Below are 22,128 nucleotides of genomic sequence, written 5' to 3' on the forward strand. Positions count from 1 at the left end.
CCCCCCACGTTCAAGGAGCATCATGCGTCCCATCCGCATGCCCAGAAGGGCCGGCGTCGCCACGCTCGGCCTCGGCCTCGTCGCCGGGATCACCCTGCTCGGCGCGCCCAGTGCCAGCAGTCACGGCTACACCGACACCCCGATCAGCCGCCAGAAGCTCTGCGCCAACCGGACCGTCGCCGACTGCGGCGCGATCCAGTGGGAGCCGCAGAGCGTCGAGGGCTTCAAGGGGTTCCCGGCCGCCGGTCCCGCCGACGGCAAGATATGTTCCGGCGGACTCTCCCAGTTCGCGGAGCTCGACAATCCGCGCAGCGGCGCCTGGCCCACCACCAAGGTGACCAGCGGGCAGAGCTACGGCTTCCGGTGGCAGTTCACCGCCAACCACTCCACCACCGACTTCAAGTACTACGTCACGAAGAACGGCTGGACCGGCAGCAAGGCCCTGACCCGCGCCGACCTCGAACCCCAGCCCTTCCTCACCGTCGCCTACAACGGCGCCCGCCCGGCCATGACCACCGTCCACCAGGGGGCCATGCCCAGCGGCAAGACGGGCCGGCACCTGATCCTGGCCGTCTGGACCGTCAACGACACCCCGATGGCCTTCTACGCCTGCTCCGACGTTCAGTTCTGACGGCACGTCAGCTACTCTCCGGCGGCATGCGGACGACGACTGCACACGGAACCGTCGCGGAGCTCATCGCGCGCCAATGGGGCGACCACCGGCCCGGGCTGAAGCACGAGGGAGGCGTCCTCACCCACCACCGGACCGCCCAGGAGGCCGCCGCGCGCGCCGCACTCCTCGTCGACCTCATGCCTCCGGGGGCCGAACCGCACCTCGGGATCCTGCTCGACAACACCCCCGAGTTCCCGTTCTGGCTCGGCGCGGCGGCCCTCGCCGGGGCCGCCGTCGCCGGGATCAACCCCACCCGGCGCGGCCCCGAGCTGGCCCGCGACATCCTGCACACCGACTGCCGGATCCTGATCACCGAGGCCGCCCACCTGCCGCTGCTGCGCGGCCTCGACCTGCCCGGCGTACGCATCCTGGTCACCGGCACCGAGGAGTACGAAGCCCTCCTCGCCCCCTACGCGGCCGCGAAGCCCGGCGAGGCCGTGCTGGGCACCCCCGGCCCCGGCTCCCGCCTCCTCCTCTACTTCACCTCCGGCTCCACCGGCGCCCCCAAGGCCGCCATCTGCACCCAGGGCCGGCTGGCGGCCGCCGGATCCGCGCTCGCGCACCAGTTCTCCGTCACCCCGGACGACGTCCACTACGTCTGCATGCCGCTCTTCCACGGCAATGCCGTCATCGCCGACTGGCTGCCGGCCCTCGTCGGCGGGGCCCCGGTGGCCCTGCGCCGCCGCTTTTCGGCCTCCGCGTTCCTGGACGACGTACGGGCGTACGGGGCCACGTACTTCACCTATGTCGGACGGGCGATCCAGTACCTCCTGGCCACCGAGCCCCGCCCCGACGACCGCACGCACACCCTGCGGCTCGGCTTCGGCACCGAGGCCGGGGCGGTGGACGCGGCCCGCTTCGCCGAACGGTTCGGGGTCCGGCTGGTGGAGGGCTACGGCGCCACCGAGGGCGGCGCCTCCGTCCAGCGGGCCCCGGACACCCCGCCCGGCGCCCTGGGCCGGGCGGGCGCGGGGGACGACCTGGCGGTCATCGACCCGCGCACGGGGCGCGAATGCCCGGCCGCGGTCCTGGACGCCGAGGGCCGCCTGCGCAACGGCTCCGAGGCGATCGGCGAACTGGTCAACCGGGGGCGCAGCCTGTTCGAGGGCTACTGGCGCAACCCGGAGGCGGAGGCCGACCGCACCCGGGACGGCTGGTACTGGACGGGCGACCTCTTCTTCCGGGACGCGGCGGGCTTCCTCTACTTCGCGGGCCGCACCGACGACCGGCTCCGGATCGACAGCGAGAACCTCGCCGCGGCAGTGATCGAGAACATCCTGGCCCGCTGGACGGACGCGGCCGCGGTGGCGGTGTACGCGGTGCCGGACGAGGTGGCGGGGGACCAGGCCATGGCGGCCTTCGCCCTCCGGGAGGGCGCGGTCTTCGACCCGTCCGCCTTCGCGGCGTTCCTCGCCGCGCAGCCCGACCTGGGCACGAAGATGGCCCCGCGCTATCTCCGGATCGTCACCGTGATGCCGGTCACGGCCACCAACAAGATCCACCGCGTGGCCCTGCGCCACGAGGGCTTCGGCTGCCCCGACCCGGTCTGGCACCGCTCCCCGGCCGGGGACTACCGGCCGCTGGACGAGGCCGCCCGGTCCGCGCTGCTCGCCGAGTACGAGGCCCACGGCCGCGCGGACCTGCTGCGACGGCCGGGGATGCCCCCTGCATAGGAGGGTCCAGACCATTTTCGGCCCGTGGGCGGGTTTCCACGGGCCCTCGCGCACCTCCGCGGGTAATGGTTTTGAGCACCCCTGAGGACCGGGTAGTATTTTCTCTGTCAGCAGGCGCCGCTAGCTCAGTTGGTTAGAGCAGCTGACTCTTAATCAGCGGGTCCGGGGTTCGAGTCCCTGGCGGCGCACCTGTCCTTCGGGCGGTTTCCGGTTCACCGGGAACCGCCCGAAGTGTTTTCCGGGCCCGTTCGGGCCGGCCGCCGGTGCTAGAGCGTGAGCGACAGCAGCAACGGTGCGGCCTTGCGGTTCAGGGTGTCCGCCGCGGCCCGCAGCCGGTGCGCGTGCTCGACGGGCATCGACAGGGCCAGGCAGCCCACCGAGGCCCCGGCCGTGATCGGAACCGCCGCGCAGACCGTGCCCACTGCGTATTCCTGCAGGTCCAGCATCGGCACGGTGGCCGGCTGGGCGTCCAGCTTGGAAAACAGGATCCGCTCGTTCACGATCGTCTTCGACGTGAGCCGGGCGATCTTGTGGCGGGACAGGTGGTCGCGCCGCCCGTTCAGGTCGAGCTGGGTCAGCAGGCACTTGCCGACCGCGCTGGCGTGCGCGGCGGAGCGGAAGTCGACCCACTCGTGCACCTTCGGGGTGCGGGGACTGTCCGCGAACTGCGTGATCCTGACCTCGCCGTCCACGTAGCGGCTGATGTAGACGGCCGCGCCGACGGAGTCGCGCAGCCGGTCCAGCGTCTCCTGGAGCTTGTCCGTGAGCGCCTGCTGCCGGTCGATTCCGGAACCGAGCAGGACAAGGGAATCCCCTATGGCGTAAGCACCGTCGGACACCTGCAGGACATACCCCTCCCGACGCAGCATGAGCAGCATCGGGGCGAGATGGACTGCGGGCAGGCCGGTCTCACGCGCGATCTGCACGTCCGTCACACCACCGGTGTGACGCGCGATCGTTTCGAGTACGCGTAGTGCGTACTGCACCGAGTGGAACGGCGCGGTCGGCTCGGGCTTCAGCGCCACGGTTTCCCCCTAGCAGGTTGTTACCGCTTGCCCTACCACGATAGCCATCAAGAGGCCCGTGTGGAGCGCCTGTTGAGGAGATTGATGGCTCAATCACGTCTCTCTGCCTGGATCTACTCCTCTGGCATATGCCACTGTCATGCGCGCCGCCGACCCGCTTCCCTCCTTCTTCGATATCGGGGCGATACGCCTCCTCCCTAGTGTCGTGTCGCCACTGCGACACCACCACGAAGGGACATTTGTCATGCGCAAGCTCATGGCCGCCACCGCGGCCGCCGGCTCCTTGCTGATGGTCGGCGCCACCGCGGGCACCGCGGCCGCCGCCGACCCCGTGGAGCCCTGGAACAAGAAGATCGACGGAGCGTACGGCTCCGGAATGATCGCGTACGCCGATGGGCCCCAGCAGGGCGTGGTGGCGACCGGCAAGCTGACCGTCACCGACACCAACCCGAAGGCCTGCTACACCATCTCCGTCGGTGTCTTCTACTTGCGGCACATGGCATGGGCCAAGTCGTCGCAGAAGCAGTGCGGACCCGGCACGCTGGACATCACCGCCTCCCTCACCGGCCTCCCCGTATGGGACCCCGAGGTCGCCATCTGCAAGGTGGGCGTGGCCAGCCGGGGGTGCAAGCTCTGATGCTCCGGCCGGACGGTCCGCCGAAGGCCCGTCCGGCCGGTGAGCCGAGGGTCTGGGTGCGTCCCGGGTCCTCGGCTCCTGAAGGAGATCGCTTTCGATATCGCGGTGATATGCCCCTTCCGTAGCGTCTTGTCGTCAATGCGACATCACTCTGAAGGGATGTTTGTCATGCGCAAGCTCATGGTCGCCACCGCGGCCGCCGGCTCCTTGCTGATGGTCGGCGCCACCGCGGGCACCGCGGCCGCCGACTCCGAGCCCTTTGTGGAGCCCTGGACCGCGAGTGTCACCGGGGCGTCCGGCTCCGGCACCCTGACCTCCGTCAGCGGGGCCAACATGAACACCACCGTGAAGGTCGACGGCAAGCTCACCGTCACCGACACCGACCCCAAGGCCTGCTACTCCATCACCATCGGTTTCTGGTTCTCGAAGATGAAGTGGTGGCACCACGCCCCGCAGAAGCAGTGCGGCCCGGGCACCGTGGACCTCACCAACTCCTTCAACACCATGTCCTACTTCGACGCCTTCGTCATCGTTTGCAAGGAAGGCGAGTGGAAGGTGGGGTGCAGCGCCTGACCCACCGGCCGGACGGTCCGTCGAAGGTTCGTCCGGCCCGGTGAACCGGGGCCCGGGGTTCCGCCCCGGGCACTCGGTCCGTCCGCGCCGGGAATGCCCGGCCGCCCTCCACGGTTCGAGTTCTTCGTACGGTGTCGTGCGGAAGTCGTGCGCACGTGGAAGCGGAACGGGAGCGGCGATGACTGACGACGGGGACGTGCAGGAGTACGGGAACGGGATCCGCGGCGTGGCGCACGGCCGGGCGGCCGTGCCCCTCTCCGTCCTGGACCTGGTCACCGTGGGCGCCGGCAGCACCGCCCGCGACTCCCTGCGCACCAGCGTGGCCATCGCCCGGCTCGCCGAATCCCGCGGCTACCACCGCCACTGGGTCGCCGAGCACCACTCCATGCCCGGCGTCGCCAGCTCCTCGCCCGCCGTGATCCTGGCCCACCTCGCCGCGCACACCTCCCGCATCCGGCTCGGTTCGGGCGGGGTCATGCTGCCCAACCACGCCCCGCTCACCGTCGCCGAGCAGTTCGGCACCCTGGAGGCGCTCGCCCCGGGCCGGATCGACCTCGGGCTCGGCCGCGCCCCGGGCACCGACGGCCGTACGGCCGCCGCGCTGCGCGGGCCCGGGCGCCTGGACGAGGCCGCGGACGAGTTCCCCCGGCAGCTCGCGGAGCTGACCCGCTTCCTCGACGACGACTTCCCCGACGGGCACCCGTACGCCCGCGTGCACGCCGTACCCGGCCCCGTCCAGGGCCCCGCCGGGCGGCCGCCGCTGTGGCTGCTCGGCTCCTCCGGCTTCAGTGCCCGCCTCGCGGGCGAGCTCGGCCTGCCCTTCGCCTACGCCCACCACTTCTCGGCGGCCGGCACCCTGCCCGCACTCGACCTCTACCGGCAGAGCTTCCGCCCCTCGGCCGTCCTGGACGCCCCCTACGCCGTCATCGGGGTCTCGGCGCTCGCCGCCGACACCGACGGGGAGGCCCGCGCCCAGGTGCTCACCGGCGCGCTGTCGATGCTGCGGCTGCGCACCGGCCGGCCCGGGCTGATCCCGACGCCCGAGGAGGCGGCGGCGTACCCCTTCACCGCGCTGGAGCGGGAATTCGTGGACGGCTGGCTCGCGAACGTCGTCCACGGCACCCCCGACGAGGTCCGCACCGGCCTCGACGACCTCGCCAAGCGGACGGGCGCGGACGAGCTGATGCTGACCGCCAACGCCCACAGCGGGGCGGCCCGGTTGCGTTCCTACGGGCTCATCGCAGATGCGTACGGGCTGCCCTTGGAAGGGCCCGCCGCCGATTGACGGCGTGCAAACGGGGTTTGGCTGGTTTGTTGCCGAAACCTTGCGCGGGGCTTCCTGAAGGCAGCCTTAAACCGCTCGTCACCTGGGGTGGCGGGCGGTTTCTGATGTGCGCTCAGGTCTCTGACTTGGGGAAATAGCACGGGAGTGGTCTAGTCCTTCTTTGGTCCGAACCATTGACGCGGGGCTGGAGTGATCGCTATCACTTCTCTCACCCGAACCTCCCGCTCTCTCCTCCCAGCCCCCCGGAGGCAGTTCATGCACATCCGTAAACCCCTCATCGCGGCCGCCGCCACGGCCGCGCTGGCCGCCGGAGCGCTGGCCTCCTTCGCGGGACTCGGCACCGCCCAGGCCGCCGACGCCTCGGCCGGCGCCGCGGCGGGTGGCGTCCGCATCGCCTACTACGACCAGTGGAGCGTGTACGGGAACGCCTTCTACCCCAAGCACCTCGACACCCGTGGCATAGCGGGCAAGTTGGATGTCATCAACTACTCGTTCGGCAACATCCACCCCACCAACCTCACCTGTTTCGAGGCGAACAAGGCGGCGGGCGACGACAACAACCCCAACGCCGGTGACGGCGCGGGCGACTCGTACGCCGACTACCAGAAGTCCTTCAGCGCCGCCGACAGCGTCAGCGGGGTCGCCGACAAGTGGGACCAGCCGATCGTCGGCGTCTTCAACCAGTTCAAGCAGCTGAAGGCCAAGTACCCCCACTTGAAGATCAACATCTCGCTGGGCGGCTGGACCTACTCCAAGTACTTCAGCGACGCGGCGAAGACCGACGCCTCCCGCAAGAAGCTGGTCTCCTCCTGCATCGACCAGTACATCAAGGGCAACCTGCCGGTCGAGGGCGGCTACGGCGGCCAGGGCGTCGCGGCCGGCATCTTCGACGGCATCGACATCGACTGGGAGTACCCGGGCTCGTCCGGCGGCCACCTCGGCAACCACTACGCCCCCGAGGACAAGCAGAACTTCACGCTCCTGCTCAAGGAGTTCCGCGAGCAGCTCGACGCCTACGGCCAGGCCAACGGCGGCAAGAAGTACCTGCTGACCTCGGCGCTCCCGGCCGGCCAGGACAAGATCAAGTACATCGAGACGGACAAGATCGGCGCGTACCTCGACTACGCGAACATCATGACGTACGACATGCACGGCGCTTGGGACGGCGACGGCCCGACGTACCACCAGTCCCCGCTGCAGAACTCGGCCGCCGACCCGACGGACCCGATCGCCCCGGGCACCCAGAAGTACGGCATCAAGAACGCCATCGACTCCTGGATCGACGGCAACCCGGCCTACGGGATCACGGGCGGCTTCCCCGCCAACAAGCTGACCCTGGGCTACGAGTTCTACTACCGCGGCTGGAAGGGCGTCCCGGCCGGCACCACCAACGGCCTCGCCCAGACCGCGACCGGCCCCTCCGCCGCCCGCCCCACCAGCCAGCAGGCCGGCATCGCGAACTACAAGGAGCTCGGCGGGATCGTCGACAACCCGGCGACGACCTTCTGGGACGACCAGGCCAAGGCCTCGTACTTCTACAAGGACGGCGAGTTCTTCACCGGCCTGAACCAGAAGTCCATCCAGGCCCGGGTCGACTACGGCAAGCAGCGCGGCCTGGCCGGCGCGATGATGTACTCCCTGCTCGGCCTGGACAACAACACCACCCTGCTGAACCAGATCTCGGACGCCCTCGGCGGCACCACGGTCCCGCCGACCACGCCTCCGACCACGCCTCCCACCACCCCGCCGACCACGCCGCCCACGACGCCTCCGACCACCCCGCCGACCACGGGCTGCGGCTCGACCCCGGCGTACGTCGCGGGCACGATCTACACCGCGGGCAACGAGGTCGCGCACAACGGCCGCAAGTACAAGGCCCAGTGGTGGACGCAGAACGAGACCCCGGGCACCACGGGCGAGTGGGGTGTCTGGAAGGACCTCGGCGCCTGCTGATCTCCCCCCACCCCGCGCCGAGCGACACCCCGCCCCGCACCCTGCACCCCGGGTGTGGGGCGGAGGTGTGTCACATGGTTGCCGGATTCCCGACCTCGGTGCGTGTCGGTGTCGCTACGCTCGGCCACAAGCCCGTTCTCCGCTTGGGGGTGCCGTCTCATGGTCCAGGCCCGTGACATCGATCCCAGTGCCTCGCCGCTGGACTACTACAGCTACGAGCTGCGCCGACTGAGGGAGGAGGCGGGCCTGAAGCAGGCGGAACTGGGCGCGATCATCTTCTGCACGGGCTCCCTCGTCGGCATGGTCGAGAACGGCCGACGGGTCCCCACGCGCGACTTCTCCGAACGGCTGGACGCAGCCCTGGGCACGGACGGACACTTCTCCCGCCTGGTGGGCCTGGTCCTGCGGAGCGTCTTGCCGACGTGGTTCCAGGCGTACGCGGAGATGGAGGCGCGGGCGACGTTCATCTCCACGTTCCAGTGTCAGTTGGTGTACGGACTCCTGCAGACGGAGGACTACGCGCGGGCCGTTCTGGGCGTCGAGAAACCCGACACGCTCGACGCCGCCGTGGCAGCGCGCATGGATCGGCAGCGCATACTCGCCCGCGACAATCCGCCGGTGCTGTGGGTGGTGCTGGACGAGGCGGCGCTCCACCGGGAGATCGGTGGCCGTGAGGTCATGCGTAACCAACTCGCCCACCTGCTGAGCCTTCAGGACCGCCAGTGGCTCGAAATCCAGGTGCTGCCCTTTGAGGCCGGCCAGCACGGGGGAATGATGGGCTCGTTCAACCTTCTGCGGTTCGACGGTGACCCGGACCTTCACTACAGCGAGAGCTACGACGGCGGCCATATGACGGCCAACCCGCAAGTGATCAAGGAGCGTTCGGTCGGATACGCTCGCTTGCAGGCCGAGGCCCTCTCCCCCCGGGCGTCGGCAGAGCTGATCGCTCGCGTAATGGAGGAACGCTATGGGAAGCATCCAGAACATGCCGAGCGTGCTGTGGCGTAAGTCGTCCTACAGCGGCTCCAGTGGTGGCGACTGCGTCGAGTGCGCCCTGCTCGGCACCGCCGCCTGGCGCAACGGCGGAGACTGCGTCGAGGTGGCTGCGCAGCCCTGCGCGGTGGCCGTTCGGGACTCGAAGCGGCCCGACGGGCCCGTCTTCGCCGTGACTCCCGAGGCGTTCGCCGCCTTCGTGCGGAGCCTCTGACCGGCAGCCCCGCCCAGGGGGCTGCCGTAGGCGGCCCGCCCCCGGCCGGGCAGTGGCCGGGGGCGGACCGCGGTCTCAGGGGTCAGACCTGGAACTGGCCGACCGTGATGAAGTGCCGCAGGTCCTCCGGGGTGCCCTCCAGCGCCTTCTCGGCCGCCGCGCGCAGCGCGTCGCTGATGCCCGGGCGGCCGAGGATGCGGAAGGTCTCCACCCGGTCGTCTTCGGCCTGGGCCAGCCGCAGGCCGGTCTTCAGGAAGGCGGTGCGGTCGGCCGGGGTGCCGTCGAGGGCCTTGTTGGCCTCGCGGACGACGCCCTTGCCGGGCTTGGTGGCCAGGAGCTTCAGGATGGTGAACCTGTTGTCCTCGTCCTGTGCCTTCGCGAGGCCGGTGGCCAGGAAGGCGACGCGGTCGGCCGGGGTGCCGTCGAGGGCCCTGTTCGCCTCGCGGACGACGCCCTTGCCCGGCTTACCGGCCAGGATCCGGAGAATGGCGATCTTGTTGTCGTCGTCCTGGGCCTTGGCGAGGCCGGTCTTCAGGAACTCGGCGCGGTCGGCGGCGGTGCCGGACAGGACGCGGTTGGCTTCGCTCCTGACGCTCTTGCCGGTGTTCGGGTCGGCCAGGAGCTTCACGATGGTGAAGGCGTTGTCCCTGTCCTGGGCCTTCGCCAGACCGGTCTTCAGGAAGGTGCGTACGTCCTCGGTGGTGCCGGCGAGGGCCTCGTCGGCCGCGCTGGTCACGCTCTTGCCCGGGTTGGTGGCCAGGACGCGGGTGACCTCGGCGCGCAGCTCGGCGTCCGACATGGTGTCGTACGGCGACTCCCCGGCGGTGACCGCCGTGGCCTTTGCGGGTACGGCGACGGCCTGGCCGGCGGCCAGGGCCGGGGTCGCGAGCAGCAGGGCCGGAGCGAGGGCGCCGACGGTCAGGGCGAGCGCGGAACGGGTGAGATTCATGCTGTTTCCCCCACGGATCACGAATCACGGAACTCGGTCAAGAACCGTTTACCCGAAGATCGTTACAAGGGGGGGATGGCCTGTCCAACGCCGAAAGGGGCCCTGGACGGCCCGAGAACGGCGAAGCGGAATGCCGCTAGAGGCGGTTCTCCGCACCCGGTCGGGTGCCGATCATCTCGGCGATCCGCTCCGGGGCCACGGCCCGCGAATAGAGCCAGCCCTGACCCGTGTCGCAGCCCACGCGCCGCAGCCGCGCGGCCTGTCCCGCGGTCTCCACGCACTCGGCGGTGACCGTCAGGCCCAGTCGGTGCGCGAGCTGGACCAGGGCCTCGACGATGGTCTCGTCGGCCGGGTTCGGGTGCGCCCCCTCCTCGTAGCGGAATCCCTTGACGAACGAACCGTCCAGTTTCAGAACTGATACAGGGAGCCTGCTGAGGTAGGCGAGGTTCGAGTAGCCGGTGCCGAAGTCGTCGATCGCGATCCGTACGCCCATGTCGCTCAGCGCCTGGAGGGCCTGGAGCGGCCGTCCGGCCGAGCCCATCACCGCCGACTCGGTCAGCTCCAGCTGCAGCAGCTGCGGGGCGAGGCCGGTCTCGGCCAGGATCTCTGCGACGTCGCCGACCAGGTCGGAGTCCCACACCTGCCGGACGGCGACGTTGACCGACACGAAGACCGGTGCGTCGCTGGGCTGTTCGATCTGCCAGCGCCGTGCCTGCCGGCAGGCGGTCCGCAGGACCCACTGTCCCAACTGGACGATGGATCCGTCCTCTTCTGCGATCCCGATGAACCGATTCGGCGTGAGTGTGCCGAATTGTGGATGGTTCCAGCGCACCAGGGCCTCGACCCCGCGCACCGCGCCGCTCTCCAGGTCCACCAGTGGCTGGTACTCCAGCTCGAACTCCCCCCGCTCCACGGCCGGCCGCAGCGTGGAGGAGAGCGCCTGGCGGGTCATCCGGTGCGCGTTGCGCTCCGGATCGAACAGCGTCCAGCGGGCCTTGCCGTCCGCCTTGGCCCAGTACAGGGTCGTGTCGGCGGCCTGCATCAGACCGGTCGCCGAGGTGCCGGCCGCCGCCCGCTCCACCACCCCGATCGACGCGGAGACCGACAGCCGCTGCCCGGCCAGGTCGAAGGGCTCCTGTACGGCGGCCAGTACGCTCCGCGCCAGGTCCGCGAGCTGTTCGGTGCCGGTGGAGTCCTCGACGAGCAGGGCGAACTCGTCGCCGCCGAGGCGGGCGACCAGGTGCCCGCCGGTGCGCCCGTACCCGGACTGGTCGGCGCACTGCGTCAGCCGGGCCGCGACGGCGGTCAGCAGCCGGTCGCCGACCCGGTGGCCGAGGGTGTCGTTGACCGCCTTGAACCCGTCGAGGTCCAGGTAGCACAGCCCGATCCGGCCGGTGCCGCCGCCGTGTTCGTACGAGGAGGCCTCCAGGGCTGCGGAGAGCCGCTCGAAGAACAGCGCGCGGTTCGGCAGCCGTGTGACCGGGTCGTGCATCTGGAGGTGCCGCAGGCGGGCCTGGAGGTCGCGCCGGTCGCTGATGTCGGAGACGGACAGCAGGACGTCCCCCGTCCCGGGGACCGGCCCGAGCGTGACCTCGGTCCAGAGCGAGTGCCCGTCGGGGTGCTTGAGGCGGCGGGTGCAGCGCAGCCGGGCCTGTCGGCCCCGGAGCACCTCCTGGTACGCGGCCCAGGTGCGGGCCTCCGCGGCCAGGTCCACCAGGTCGGCGGCGCAGCGGTGGACGAGCGTGTGCGGCTCGCTGCCGAGCAGACCGGCGAAGGCCTGGTTGGCGGCGACCACGTAGCCCTCGCGGTCCACGACCGCCATGGCGAGGTGGGCCGCGTTGAAGGCGGCCCGGTAGTCGCGCAGATCGGACTCGGCGCGGTACGGCGTCGCCGAGCCGGCCGGGGTGGCCGAAGTCGACGGCACTGCCGGCACTGCCGGGTGACGCTCCGTAATGGCCGATCGGATGCTGTCGGCCGCCGAACCGGTTCCTTCTGAGGTTCCGCTCACCGTTGGCTCCCGCAGTGTTCGTGAGTGTCCGCGCAGGAAAGTGTGCCGATCATAGAGGCTGCCGGGAGGCCCTATCCAGCGGCGCCGCCGGTTGAGACGGGGGAGTTCGGCGTGATGACGGATTGCCGGACCAAGATCGCTTGATCGTTTCTGCGCGGCTCTGAGCGTGCGGGGGCTCCCGCTGATCTCAGGTGATCGGTCGTGACGTTCTGTAGGCAGAGGCGTGAAGTTCGGGGGTCACCGGCTTGCCGTATTGCTCACTCGTGTGGGGCAGCGGAACAGGGCATTAGTAAGACAATCGCCTCAAGGTGGCTAAACAGGCACGAATCCACCACCGGAGGTCGATGTGGCGCGACAGCAGACACCCGGGGGAGTGGACCGCTCCCGCATCCGAAGTACCGCCGCGGCGCTCACCTCCCTGACGGCGGTCGCTGCCATGTCGCTCGTCGCGGGTCCCGCGGTGGCCGATTCGGGGGCCGGACCCTGCGCGCTGACCCGTACGGCGGCGCACCATTCCCTCGGCCTGGACACCTGGAACGGCGCCTACCCCAAACCCGAGCGCACACTCAACGCGGTCATGGTCTTCCTCTCCTTCCCCGACCACCGCAGTGCCCTCGCACCGGAGGAGATCGTCGGCGACTACTTCCCCGCCACCAGCGACTTCTTCGAGCAGGCCTCGTACGGGCGGTTCCGGCTGGTCCCGCACCCGCAGAAGCAGTGGATCAGCATGCCCAAGCCGTCGACCGCCTACGGGATAAAGCGCGACTGGGCCGCCGGTGACCGGGCGGCCTACCTGCGGGACGCGGTCGCCACCGCCGACGCCCAGGTGGACTTCGGCAAGTACGACGTCGTCTACTTCGTCGCCGACCCGGACGCGCCCGGAGTGGACTCCGACGCCACGAAGGTCGTCAACTTCGAGAACCCGATCGTCGCGGACGGCACGGAACTGCGCCGGATCGTCACCGTCTTCGAACGCCACCCGCCGGACCGGAACGTACTGGCCCACGAGACCGGGCACGTCTTCGACCTGCCCGACCTCTACCACCGGCCCACGGACGGCAAGGGTGACTGGGACACCTACGTCGGCGACTGGGACGTCATGGGCAGCCAGTTCGGCATGGCCCCGGACCTCTTCGCCTGGCACAAGTGGAAGCTGGGCTGGCTGGACGCCTCCCAGGTGGACTGCGTGCAGTCGGGCTCCTCGCTGCACACCCTGCAGCCGCTGGCCCAGGCCCCGCCGAGCGGCGGAACCGGCGGAACCCGGCTCGCCGTGATCCGTACGGGCCCCGGCAGCGCGATCGCCGTCGAGGCGCGGGGCTCCGCCGGCAACGACGGGGACACCTGCACGGAAGGGGTCCTGGTCTACCGGGTGCGCAACGAGGCGGCGTCGGGCGGCGGCCCCATCGAGGTGCTGGACGCACACCCCTCGACGGAGGCGTGCTGGGACCGCTCGGTCTACCCGCCGCTCGCGGACGCGCCGCTGGAGGTGGGTGAGACGTACACGGTGCCGGGGGAGCGGATCACCATCGAGGTCGCGGACCGCACCAGGTCCGGCGCGTACACGGTGAAGATCACGACGTGACCGGGGGACAACGAAGAAGGCCCCCACTCGTGTGGGGGCCTTCTTCCGTCTGTGCGCCGCCAGGGACTCGAACCCCGGACCCGCTGATTAAGAGTCAGCTGCTCTAACCAACTGAGCTAGCGGCGCTTGCTGACGAGGAAGACATTAGCAGGAGGATCCGCGGAACGAAAAATCGATATCCCCAGGTCCGGTCGGTGCGGGCGTGCGGGCCGCCCGTACGAAGGCCCAGAGCAGGGCTTCCGGCCCGGGAAGCCATGGTTCCCGGGCGTCGGGCGCCACCAGCCACCGTGAGGGCCCGGGCGTGGCGGCCAGCGGCGGAACGGTGACGGCGTCGCCGCGGCCGTGGCAGAGCGGCGCCGGGGCGGTGCGGGAACCTCCCCATTCCTCCCACGCCAGCAGGGCGGGCAGCCGGTGCGCGGTCCCGGGCGCGGCGAACAGCAGCATCCGGCCGCGGTGCACGGCGACCGGCCCGGAGCCGGGGCCCTCGACCCAGAGCAGGTCCAGGACGCGCCGCCCGAGCACGAGCGGGACGTTGACGACGTCGAACGGCTCCCCGCAGGGCAGCGTGGCGGGCAGTCCGGGCCGCGCCTCCCACAGCGCGAGGGTGCGCCGGGGGTGGGCGGCGGCGGAGGCGAGCCAGGCGGCTCCCTGCGGGGTGACGTGGGTGGCGGGAGCGGTGCGGGTGCGCTCGCCGGGCGCGTGGAGGGCGGTGCAGCCGGAAGCCGTCGTCAGCGTCGTCATATGCCACTGTCTACCCGCCGTAGCGAGCCGATTCCTCGGGGTTACATAAAACCGGGACAGAGGGGGCGCCACCGGAGTATGGTGCGCTCCCCGAACCCCGGAGGGGCTCTGGATCCGGCTACGGCGTACCGGCGCCGCGCTGGAGCGTCTCGCCGAATTCGATCATCTTGAGGGCGTAGTCCTCGGTCCACTCCGCCTGCTCGGCGATGAGCGCCGGCGAGAGCCGGTCGAACCGCCTCGGATCCGCCAGCTGGGCCGCCGCCAGCGCCTGGAACTCCACCGCCCTCTCCTGCGCGGCCCGGAAGGCCAGCGTCAGCTCGGTCGCCCGGGCCAGCAGCTCACGCGGATCCTCGATCGACTCCAGGTCGAAGAAGTGCTCCGGGTCCGCCACGGCCTCCGAGGGCTCGAAGAGCAGCGGCGCCGGCCGCAGCCGACGCTCGGTCCGCTCGGGCTCTGCCATGCGTGTCCTCCTGCTGCGCGTGCGAATTGATTCCGGGCCACCGTCCATTGTCCAACGCCACGCAAGACCCCTGCTCGATGGGCTGGAACACCCGTATGGCCGATGAGGTGCATGAGCGGATCGACGGGCTCAGTGGCGAGGGAGTCGCACAGGTGATCGGCTGGCGCCGGTATCTGCACCGAAATCCCGGGCTGCCCAAGCCGCGATGCCGCTCGGCGTGGCCCACGTCCTGGCCCGCGTGCGCGGGCGGCTGCCCGGGACCGTGCTGTTCGTGTTCCGGCCCGACGAGGAGGGCGGGGCCCGGCTGATGGTGGCCGAGGGGGCCTTCGCCGACCCGGTGCCGACCATGGCCTTCGGGATGCACGTCACCCCGCACCCCAAGGGCTTCATCGGCTGGAAGGCCGACGCCATGTACGGCGCGTCCGGCCTGGTCCGCATGGAACTGACCGGCCGTCAGCTCCATGCCTCCTCGCCCTGGCACGGCATCGACCCGATGCCCGCCGCCGGCGCCCTGCTGACCGGGATCGGCCGGCTCTACCGCCAGACGTCCGCGTACTCGCCGCTGACCGTCTCCATCGGCCACGCCGAGGACGTCGGCCGGTACAACGTCATCGGCGAGACGGTCACCCTGTGGGGCACCGTCCGCTGCGCCGAGGAGCGGGACATGCCCGAGGTCAAGCGCCGGCTGACGGTGCTCGCCGAGCACACGGCGCGGGCGTACGGCTGCACCGCGCGGGTGGAGCTGCTCCAGGACGTGCCCGCCGTGCGCAACGACCCGGCGTGGGTGGCGGCCGCCCTGCCCACCCTGCGCCGGGTCGCGGGCGAGGGCCGGGTGGTGGAGGTCGGCGGCACCCTCGGCCACGACGACGCCTCCGAGCTCGTGACCCGCTTCGGAGGGCTGTACGTGATGCTCGGCGTGCAGGACACCGCACTGGACCCGGCGACCGGCGAGCCCGTCGCGGTCCCCGGCGGGCGCGGCCTCGCGGGCAACCACCATCCCGGCTTCCACGCCGCCGACGACACCCTGCTCACCGGCTACGGCTGCACGCACACGCCGCGTACGACCACCTGGCGGGGACCCTGCTCACACCGTGACGGCCTCCGCGGCGCGGCGCGCGGCCAGTTCGGCCACGTCGTCCAGGACCCCGGCGAGTTCGCCCGCGAGCGTCTCCGGGGCCAGGAAGCCCTCGGGCCCGATCAGCTTGGGGATGCCGGGGACCGCGACGGAGCGCTCGGCGGGCAGCATGCCGAGCCGGGTGAGGACCGGCAGCAACATCTCGGCGGCCGGGGCGCCGCCGGTGGGGCCGGCGCTGTAGCTGACGATGCCGACCGCCTTGCCCTTCCACTCGTTGTAGAGGAAGTCGATGGCGTTCTTGAAGGGGGCGGTGAAGCCGCCGTTGTACATCGGCAGGACGAACAGGAAGGCGTCCGCGGAGTCGACCAGGGCGCTCCAGTCGCGGGTGTGCTGATGGGTGTAGTTCCCGGTGGAGGCGTATTCGGGTTCGTCGAGGAAGGGCAGGGCGATCTCGGCGAGGTCGACGGGGGTGACGTCGAAGCCGCCGTGCTCGCGGGCCTGCCCGGTGACCCACTGGGCGAGGGGGCGGCCGGAGGAGGTGGGGCGGGTCGCGGCGGAGATCACGTGCAGACGGGTCATGGTGGGCACTTCCGGTCGGTGCGGTTGTTGATCTGTCACCTGATGAAACCCAGGATCTGGATGACATGTCAACTAGATAGATGATGTGTCACCGACCTGGTTAGAGTGGCAGGCATGACCCCCGCAGACGGGCCCCGCTGGCTCACTGCGTCCGAACAGGACGCCTGGTACGCGTGGCGGCGGATGTTCCCGCTGGTCAATGCCGAGATCGCGCGCGACCTCGGCCAGGACAGCGGACTGTCCGAGGCCGACTACGACGTCCTGTCCGTGCTCGGCTCCACGGACGGCCACCGCATGCGCATCAGCGCACTGGCCGAGCTGATGCGCTGGTCACGCAGCCGGCTGTCCCACCAGCTCACCCGCATGGAACAGCGCGGCATCGTCCGCCGCGAGGAAGTGGCCACCGACGGCCGGGGCGCGGAAGTGGTCCTCACCCCGGCCGGCGTCACCATGATCACGGAGGCGGCCCCGCTCCACGTCGAGTCCGTGCGCCGCCACCTGATCGACGCACTCACCCCGGACCAGCTGCGCACCCTGGCCGAGGTGGGCGAGGCGCTCCGCGAACGGCTGGGCGCCCGGCGGAAGGCCTGAGCCAGCCCCCTCAGGGCCGCCAGGACACCCGGTGCTCGGCCAGATGGGCCAGGACGGAGTGGTTCGCCTCCCAGCCGTCCGGGAACTTGACTGTCACGCCCAGCTGGACCGGTTCCGTCGAAGGATGGTCGTCCAGCAGTTCCGCTATGCCCGCCCGGGCCACCACCACGCACGCGTGCCGGTGCCGGGAGGCCAGGACGCACAGACGGCCCGTCTCCAGGTGGAAGGCCGTCGCGTCCGGACGGCCCGACAGCGGGTGGAGCACCACCGTGAGGTCGTACTCCCGGCCCTGGAGCCGGTTCGCGGTGTCCACCGTGACCCCCGTGACCCCCAGCGAGACCAGTGCCGCACGGACCGCCGCCGCCTGGTCGCGGTGGGCCGTGCCGACCGCGATCCGGTCCGGCGTCAGCGGGGCCGGTGCCGGGGACTGCTCGTCGGAGGTCACCGCCCCGCGGTCCAGCGCCCGGCGGACCACCAGAGCCACCGCCCGGACCGCCTCCGGGTCGGTGCGCGGGGTGTGCCGGGCCGGCAGCTCCAGCAGCCCCCAGCCCGCCTCGGCCGCCTCGTCCAGGACCCGGTCCGGACCCGACCCGTCCGAGGGGACCCCGTACGACAGCCGCCGCTCGCCCGGACCCGTACCGCTGCGGAACTGCGTGTACGGGTAGAAGGCGCGCGAGACCAGCGGAGCCGCCGTCGCCGGGAGCCGCCAGGACACCGGCAGCCGGTGCTGCGGCAGTTGCGGGTTGTGCGCGAGCAGGGTGCTCACCGCCGACGCGGAAGGGTCGTAGGACAGGCCCGCCCACTGCTCCGCACCGACCACGCTGAACGGATCCAGCTGCCCCGGGTCGCCCACGAACAGCGCCCGCTCGAACAGCCCGGCCACGGCCAGCAGCGCGTCCGAGCGCATCTGGTACGCCTCGTCGACGATCGCGTGCTGCCACGGCTCGACGTCCTTGACGAAGGCCCACTTCGCCGCCGTGGAAATGGTGATCGGCAGCTCGGCGAGATCCCCCGGCTTGGCCGAGAGGGTGACCGAGGGCAGCTCGCGCAGCGCCGGGTCGTACGCGTCGCCCTCGCTGCTGTGCAACCGGCCGACCTTCAGCTCCGGATCCTTGTCCGCGAGGCGCAGCACCAGGTCGTCGACCTGCGCGTTGGTCTGCGCCACCACCATCAGCCGGCGGCCGGCCGCGGCCAGCTCCCGGGCCGCGCGGACCACGAGCGTGGACTTGCCCGCGCCGGGCGGGGAGTCGACGACCACACCCCGCTCGGCCCCGTGCAGGGTGTCGGCCAGGATCGCGGCGGTCGCCCGGGCGGCCGCCGCACCCGGGTCGAAGGATGCGGTCGTGGTCACAGCAGGTCCTCGTCGGTCACGGAGTCGGGCAGGGGAAGGGCGCCCGCGCTCCCCGGCGGGCCGCCGTGGGTCCACGGGGTCTGCTCGGGCTCAGGGAGCTTCGGCCCGCCGCGCGCGTCGTGCTCGAAGAGCGTCCAGCAGACCCGGTCGCCCTTCTCCGGCACCGACCCCGGCTCGGGGTCCCGGCCGCGGCCCATCTTGTCGAGGAGCCGCAGCACCACCTGCCCGTCCTCCTCGAAGCGGACGAACTGCGCGCTCTGCGGGCGCCCGTCCAGCGAACGGAACACCTTCCCGCCGCCCCCTTCCGAGAGCTGCGGCCGGTCCTCCGTCGCCACCGTCACCAGCGGGCGCGGGCTCGGCCGCTTCGACTCCGTCCACTCCATCACCACTTCGGTGACCTCACCGGCGAACGCCTCGCCCGAGAGGCGCCGGCCCGCCATCACCAGGGGATCGTCCAGGGCCTCCTGGGCGTCGAGCCGCACCTGCTCGGTCTCCCGCGTGGCCAGCTTCTGGGCCGCCGTCACCGCGTCGTCGCGGCGCGGCTGCGGCGGCTCGCCCGCCCGTACGCGGTCCCGGTGGCCGGTGTACGACCAGCGGTCGCGCGTCCAGCGCTCCTCCGCGCGCTCGCCCGGCGCCAGGGTGCGCAGCAGGTCGATCGCCTCCCAGGTGCTGCGCCAGGTGACCGACAGCTGGGACACGACCAGTTTGCGCACCTCCAGCTCGGCCGCCCGCACGCGGTGCTCCTCGTCGCCGGGCCCGGCGGCCAGGGCCGCGCGCGCGGCGTCGTAGCGGGTGATCGCCGGGGCCAGCAGCTTGTTGTCGAAGGCCGGGTCGGTGGCCGGACCGGCGGGCGGGCACAGCAACTGGCCGTCCCTGTCGCGGCTCAGCTCGACCCGGTGGGCCTCCTCGGCGCCCGACCGGCCCTCCGGCGGGTCGATCCAGCCCAGGAGTGCACCGAGGTGCTGGTCCTCCAGGTTGCTCTGGCCGGTGGCCCAGTGCCGGGACAGCAGATCGGTGGCCGACAGCAGCATCGAGGAGCCGGGGACCCGCGAGCGCTCGGCGAGGTGCGTGAACCAGCGGCCGAGCATCGGCACCTGGGACGGCGCCGGATACGGATTGTCCGGATCCTCCTCGGCGGTGCGCCGGAACCGCATCGACCGGCCGAGCAGCCGTACGTACTCGATGCCCGCCCGGCTGGGCACGATCAGCTGCGGGGCGTCCACGCACAGCTCGGTCTCGACCTTGACCCGCTTGCCCGTCTCCGGGTCGGTCTCGCTGCGCTCGGCCGGCTCCACGGCGTCCGCGTAGCCGTCGATGTGGGCCAGGACGTGGACCGCCAGGTCCGCGAGGAAGGCCCAGCGCCGGTCGCGGTCGCGCGGCTGGGGTATCACGAAGACCTGCGGCGCGTCCCGGTCGGTGCCGACCATGGCGCCCAGCGGGGCGCCCGCCTCACCTGCGGTGGTCAGCGGCACGAAGACCATCGGGTGCTCGCTCAGGTGCCGGTGCCGAACGGTCGCGAGCGGCTGGGCGCGGCCCGCGCGTACGGCCTCCAGCCGGGCCAGGGTGTTCAGCAGGGGCATGCGGGGGTCTCCGGGGCGTGGTGCGGCGGACGGGCGGCGGCCATCTCCAGCGCCTCGGCGCGCAGCCGGGCGGCGCGGTGCAGCGCGGCGGCGGTCGGATCCTCGGCGCAGCCGGCCCCGGCGGCGGCCGCGAGGGCGGCCTCGACCGTGGTCAGCGCGCCCAGCTCACCCCGCACGGACCGGCCCAGCGCGGTCACCTGGTCGGCGGCGCGGGCCCGGTCGCGGCAGTGGAAGGCGAGCTCGCAGGCGGCCAGGCACTCCGGGGCGTAGGCGGCGTCGACCGCGGACACCGCTTCGACGAGCTCCTCGGCGGTCCGGGTCGCCGGGTCGAAGCTGAGGCCCTCGGGCAGTGCGGCGGCCAGCTCCTCGACGCGGGTCAGCCGGTCCAGCTGGCGGCGGGTCACCGAGCGCTCGCGGCGGATGTCGACGGGGGCCGCGGTGGGCAGGTTGGAGAAGTCCTTGGGACAGACCAGCAGCACGGTGTGGCCGACCCGGGCGCCGGTCAGCTTCCCGGCGGTCTGCTCCAGGGCCAGGACGTAGACGGCGGCCTGGCGGGCGGCTGCGCCCACCTTCGCGGCGTCGGCGGCCCCGTCGATCATCGGGAACGACTTGATCTCCACGACGGTCCAGTGGCCGTCGGGGTGGACGACGACGGCATCGGGCTCCAGGTACGCGGGGGAGCCGGCCACCTCCAGGGCGAGCATCGGGTGGTCCAGCAGGGTCCAGGCCCCGCTCTCCCGCCCGGCGGCGGTCGCCTCGCGCAGCGCGAGCGCGGTCCGGGCGGCGCGGCCCTCCGGCCCGGCGGCGGTGAGGTCGGGGACGCGGGCCCCGGGGCCGGGGGGTTCGGTGGCGGGGGCGAGGTGCGCGTGGACCAGCCGCAGCAGCTCGGCTCCGCCGTCGCCCTTGACCTTGGCCTCGAAGGAGTTGCCGCGGACTATGGCGAACTGCGACTGCCCGAAGGAGGCGGGGGAGCCGAGCGCCGTGGCCAGGGCGGTCTTGTCCACGCCGGCGCCGTCGAGGAGGGCGCGTCTGCCGCAGCCGGGATTGGCGGCGAGGGCCGCCAGTGCCCGGGCGTCGAGCGGGCGGGGCGGCACGGCGGGGCCGCGCAGACCGGCGAGCCGCTGCCGCAGTGTCGTCGGCTGCGCAGGGCTGCTGGGCAGGTAGGAGCTCACCCGCGGAAGTGTCCCATCCGCCACTGACAATCGTGGACCTAGTGCGGAAACCGGCCGTGGGAGCGGGTGATGGATGATGGACGGACCTCGAACGAACCGGGAGAATTCACATGGCCCCCCGCATCCTGCTGGCCCGCCACGGCCAGACGGCGTGGTCGCAGCTCGGCAAGCACACCGGACGCACGGACGTGCCGATGCTGGAGGAGGGCAAGCTGGGCGCGAAGCTGCTCGGCGAGCGGCTGGCCCGTGACCCGTGGCGGGGGCTGCCGGGCGTGGAGGTCCGCACCAGCCCGCTGGTGCGCGCGAGCGAGAGCTGCGACCTGGCGGGCTTCGGAGCCCGGGCCGAGCCGTGGGACGCCCTGATGGAGTGGGACTACGGCGACTACGAGGGAATGACCCCGGCCGAGATCCAGGCGGTGCGGCCGGGGTGGCTGATCTGGCGCGACGGCGTCCCGGGCGGTGAGTCCGTGGCCGATGTCGCGGCCCGCGCGGACGAGGTGGTGGCGTGGGCCCGTGCGGCGGAACGCGACGTCCTGGTCTTCGCGCACGGTCACATCCTGCGGACGCTGGCCGCGCGCTGGCTGGGCTTCGAAGCCTCCTTCGGAGCCCGCATCCGGCTGGAGCCGACCTCCCTCTCGGTCCTGGGCTGGGCCTACGGAGCGCCGGCGCTGGAACGCTGGAACGACACGGGCCACCTCGACGCGTAGCGCTGGCTTCGGCCCGTCCCCTGCGGGGTGCTTGGCGGTGTGCGGCTCGGCCGTCTGCCGGGCGCTGCCCGTCCCCGCGCCTCAATCGCCGGCGGGGCTGGATGGTGCGCGGTGCCCTGCGGGCGGCTTGGCGGTGTGCGTGTTGGGTCGGTGCGTGGTGCCGTGCCGGGGTGTCTCCTCGGCTCGGCGCGCGCGGGCTCTTCTCGGCTGTGCGGGGTGGTTGCGCGCTCGTCCTGCGGGGACACCCCGGCACGTCCCCACTCCCCTCCGCCCGGGCTGCCGAAGCCCCGGCGTGGGGCGGGGACAC

General features: G+C 71.9%; 19 protein-coding genes, 2 tRNA genes and 2 pseudogenes. 13 read left to right on the forward strand and 10 right to left on the reverse strand.

From position 1 onward, the window contains the following. Positions 1-37 precede the first annotated feature (37 nt). From ACWGE1_RS19225 to ACWGE1_RS19235, 3 genes are all read left to right on the forward strand, one after another. A complete protein-coding gene (locus tag ACWGE1_RS19225; RefSeq protein ID WP_453421688.1) occupies positions 38-631 on the forward strand; it encodes a lytic polysaccharide monooxygenase auxiliary activity family 9 protein in 594 nt (197 codons plus the stop codon). A gap of 26 nt (positions 632-657) precedes the next feature. Then, the gene (locus ACWGE1_RS19230) at positions 658-2,346 is read left to right on the forward strand and encodes an AMP-binding protein (RefSeq protein WP_453421689.1); all 1,689 of its coding nucleotides are present in this window, start codon (positions 658-660) and stop codon (positions 2,344-2,346) included. A 114-nt stretch (positions 2,347-2,460) separates the two neighbouring features. After that, a tRNA-Lys gene (locus tag ACWGE1_RS19235) sits at positions 2,461-2,534 on the forward strand. Between the two features lie 78 nt (positions 2,535-2,612). Here the strand turns inward: ACWGE1_RS19235 and ACWGE1_RS19240 are convergent. After that, the gene (locus ACWGE1_RS19240) at positions 2,613-3,371 is read right to left on the reverse strand and encodes an IclR family transcriptional regulator (RefSeq protein ID WP_030718073.1); all 759 of its coding nucleotides are present in this window, start codon (positions 3,369-3,371) and stop codon (positions 2,613-2,615) included. Positions 3,372-3,615: 244 nt separating this feature from the next. On the opposite strand from ACWGE1_RS19240, the gene ACWGE1_RS19245 reads away from it, so the two are divergent. The 6 genes from ACWGE1_RS19245 (at position 3,616) to ACWGE1_RS19270 (ending at position 9,026) form a co-directional block, all read left to right on the forward strand. Beyond that, positions 3,616-4,008: a hypothetical protein gene (locus ACWGE1_RS19245; RefSeq protein ID WP_453421690.1), complete on the forward strand. Its 393-nt coding sequence runs from the start codon at positions 3,616-3,618 to the stop codon at positions 4,006-4,008. A gap of 168 nt (positions 4,009-4,176) precedes the next feature. Next, complete coding sequence (locus ACWGE1_RS19250; RefSeq protein WP_453421691.1) at positions 4,177-4,581, forward strand: hypothetical protein; 405 nt, start codon at positions 4,177-4,179, stop codon at positions 4,579-4,581. Between the two features lie 178 nt (positions 4,582-4,759). Then, positions 4,760-5,866 carry an LLM class flavin-dependent oxidoreductase gene (locus ACWGE1_RS19255; protein WP_453421692.1) on the forward strand — a complete coding sequence of 369 codons (1,107 nt, stop codon included), beginning with the start codon at positions 4,760-4,762 and terminating at the stop codon, positions 5,864-5,866. Positions 5,867-6,121: 255 nt separating this feature from the next. Beyond that, positions 6,122-7,819, forward strand: coding sequence for a glycosyl hydrolase family 18 protein (locus tag ACWGE1_RS19260; protein WP_453421693.1), 1,698 nt, complete (start codon positions 6,122-6,124; stop codon positions 7,817-7,819). A gap of 159 nt (positions 7,820-7,978) precedes the next feature. Next, entirely contained in the window at positions 7,979-8,827 is an 849-nt protein-coding gene (locus ACWGE1_RS19265) for a helix-turn-helix domain-containing protein (protein WP_453421694.1), read from the forward strand. Then, a complete protein-coding gene (locus tag ACWGE1_RS19270) occupies positions 8,787-9,026 on the forward strand; it encodes a DUF397 domain-containing protein (RefSeq protein ID WP_453421695.1) in 240 nt (79 codons plus the stop codon). Before ACWGE1_RS19265 ends, ACWGE1_RS19270 begins: the two co-directional genes overlap by 41 nt. Before the next feature lie 82 nt (positions 9,027-9,108). On the opposite strand, the gene ACWGE1_RS19275 is transcribed toward ACWGE1_RS19270, so the two are convergent. Further along, entirely contained in the window at positions 9,109-9,975 is an 867-nt protein-coding gene (locus tag ACWGE1_RS19275; RefSeq protein WP_453421696.1) for an ALF repeat-containing protein, read from the reverse strand. Positions 9,976-10,111: 136 nt separating this feature from the next. Continuing rightward, positions 10,112-11,983: a putative bifunctional diguanylate cyclase/phosphodiesterase gene (locus ACWGE1_RS19280; protein WP_453421697.1), complete on the reverse strand. Its 1,872-nt coding sequence runs from the start codon at positions 11,981-11,983 to the stop codon at positions 10,112-10,114. A gap of 346 nt (positions 11,984-12,329) precedes the next feature. On the opposite strand from ACWGE1_RS19280, the gene ACWGE1_RS19285 reads away from it, so the two are divergent. After that, positions 12,330-13,565, forward strand: a complete 1,236-nt coding sequence (locus tag ACWGE1_RS19285) for a M6 family metalloprotease domain-containing protein (RefSeq protein WP_453421698.1) — start codon at positions 12,330-12,332, stop codon at positions 13,563-13,565. Between the two features lie 52 nt (positions 13,566-13,617). On the opposite strand, the gene ACWGE1_RS19290 is transcribed toward ACWGE1_RS19285, so the two are convergent. From ACWGE1_RS19290 to ACWGE1_RS19300, 3 genes and pseudogenes are all read right to left on the reverse strand, one after another. Then, positions 13,618-13,691: transfer RNA gene (locus tag ACWGE1_RS19290), tRNA-Lys, on the reverse strand. After that, positions 13,682-14,306 (reverse strand): annotated as a pseudogene (locus tag ACWGE1_RS19295) (bifunctional DNA primase/polymerase). The gene ACWGE1_RS19290 and the pseudogene ACWGE1_RS19295 overlap by 10 nt, the downstream one beginning before the upstream one ends. 118 nt (positions 14,307-14,424) lie before the next feature. Next, a complete protein-coding gene (locus ACWGE1_RS19300) occupies positions 14,425-14,766 on the reverse strand; it encodes a hypothetical protein (protein ID WP_453421699.1) in 342 nt (113 codons plus the stop codon). 205 nt (positions 14,767-14,971) lie between these two features. On the opposite strand from ACWGE1_RS19300, the pseudogene ACWGE1_RS19305 reads away from it, so the two are divergent. Continuing rightward, positions 14,972-15,628: pseudogene (locus tag ACWGE1_RS19305) on the forward strand (M20/M25/M40 family metallo-hydrolase); the annotation flags it as partial. 222 nt (positions 15,629-15,850) lie between these two features. Here ACWGE1_RS19305 and ACWGE1_RS19310 read toward each other — a convergent pair. Beyond that, positions 15,851-16,420, reverse strand: coding sequence for an NADPH-dependent FMN reductase (locus ACWGE1_RS19310; RefSeq protein ID WP_453421705.1), 570 nt, complete (start codon positions 16,418-16,420; stop codon positions 15,851-15,853). A 114-nt stretch (positions 16,421-16,534) separates the two neighbouring features. On the opposite strand from ACWGE1_RS19310, the gene ACWGE1_RS19315 reads away from it, so the two are divergent. Further along, entirely contained in the window at positions 16,535-17,011 is a 477-nt protein-coding gene (locus ACWGE1_RS19315; protein WP_453421700.1) for a MarR family winged helix-turn-helix transcriptional regulator, read from the forward strand. 10 nt (positions 17,012-17,021) lie between these two features. Here ACWGE1_RS19315 and ACWGE1_RS19320 read toward each other — a convergent pair whose 3' ends face one another. Genes ACWGE1_RS19320 through ACWGE1_RS19330 form a run of 3 tightly spaced genes read right to left on the reverse strand, consistent with a single transcriptional unit; the run spans position 17,022 to position 21,114 of the window. Continuing rightward, positions 17,022-18,362 (reverse strand): AAA domain-containing protein, encoded by a 1,341-nt coding sequence (locus ACWGE1_RS19320; RefSeq protein WP_453421701.1) that lies wholly within the window; start codon positions 18,360-18,362, stop codon positions 17,022-17,024. Further along, positions 18,359-19,942: a hypothetical protein gene (locus tag ACWGE1_RS19325; RefSeq protein ID WP_453421702.1), complete on the reverse strand. Its 1,584-nt coding sequence runs from the start codon at positions 19,940-19,942 to the stop codon at positions 18,359-18,361. Before ACWGE1_RS19325 ends, ACWGE1_RS19320 begins: the two co-directional genes overlap by 4 nt. Beyond that, entirely contained in the window at positions 19,930-21,114 is a 1,185-nt protein-coding gene (locus tag ACWGE1_RS19330) for a hypothetical protein (RefSeq protein ID WP_453421703.1), read from the reverse strand. Before ACWGE1_RS19330 ends, ACWGE1_RS19325 begins: the two co-directional genes overlap by 13 nt. 110 nt (positions 21,115-21,224) lie before the next feature. Between ACWGE1_RS19330 and ACWGE1_RS19335 the strand changes: the two genes are divergently transcribed. Next, a complete protein-coding gene (locus ACWGE1_RS19335) occupies positions 21,225-21,821 on the forward strand; it encodes a histidine phosphatase family protein (RefSeq protein ID WP_328790320.1) in 597 nt (198 codons plus the stop codon). The last annotated feature ends 307 nt before the right edge of the window (positions 21,822-22,128 follow it).

It is taken from the genome of Streptomyces sp. NPDC054932 (genome assembly GCF_053610205.1).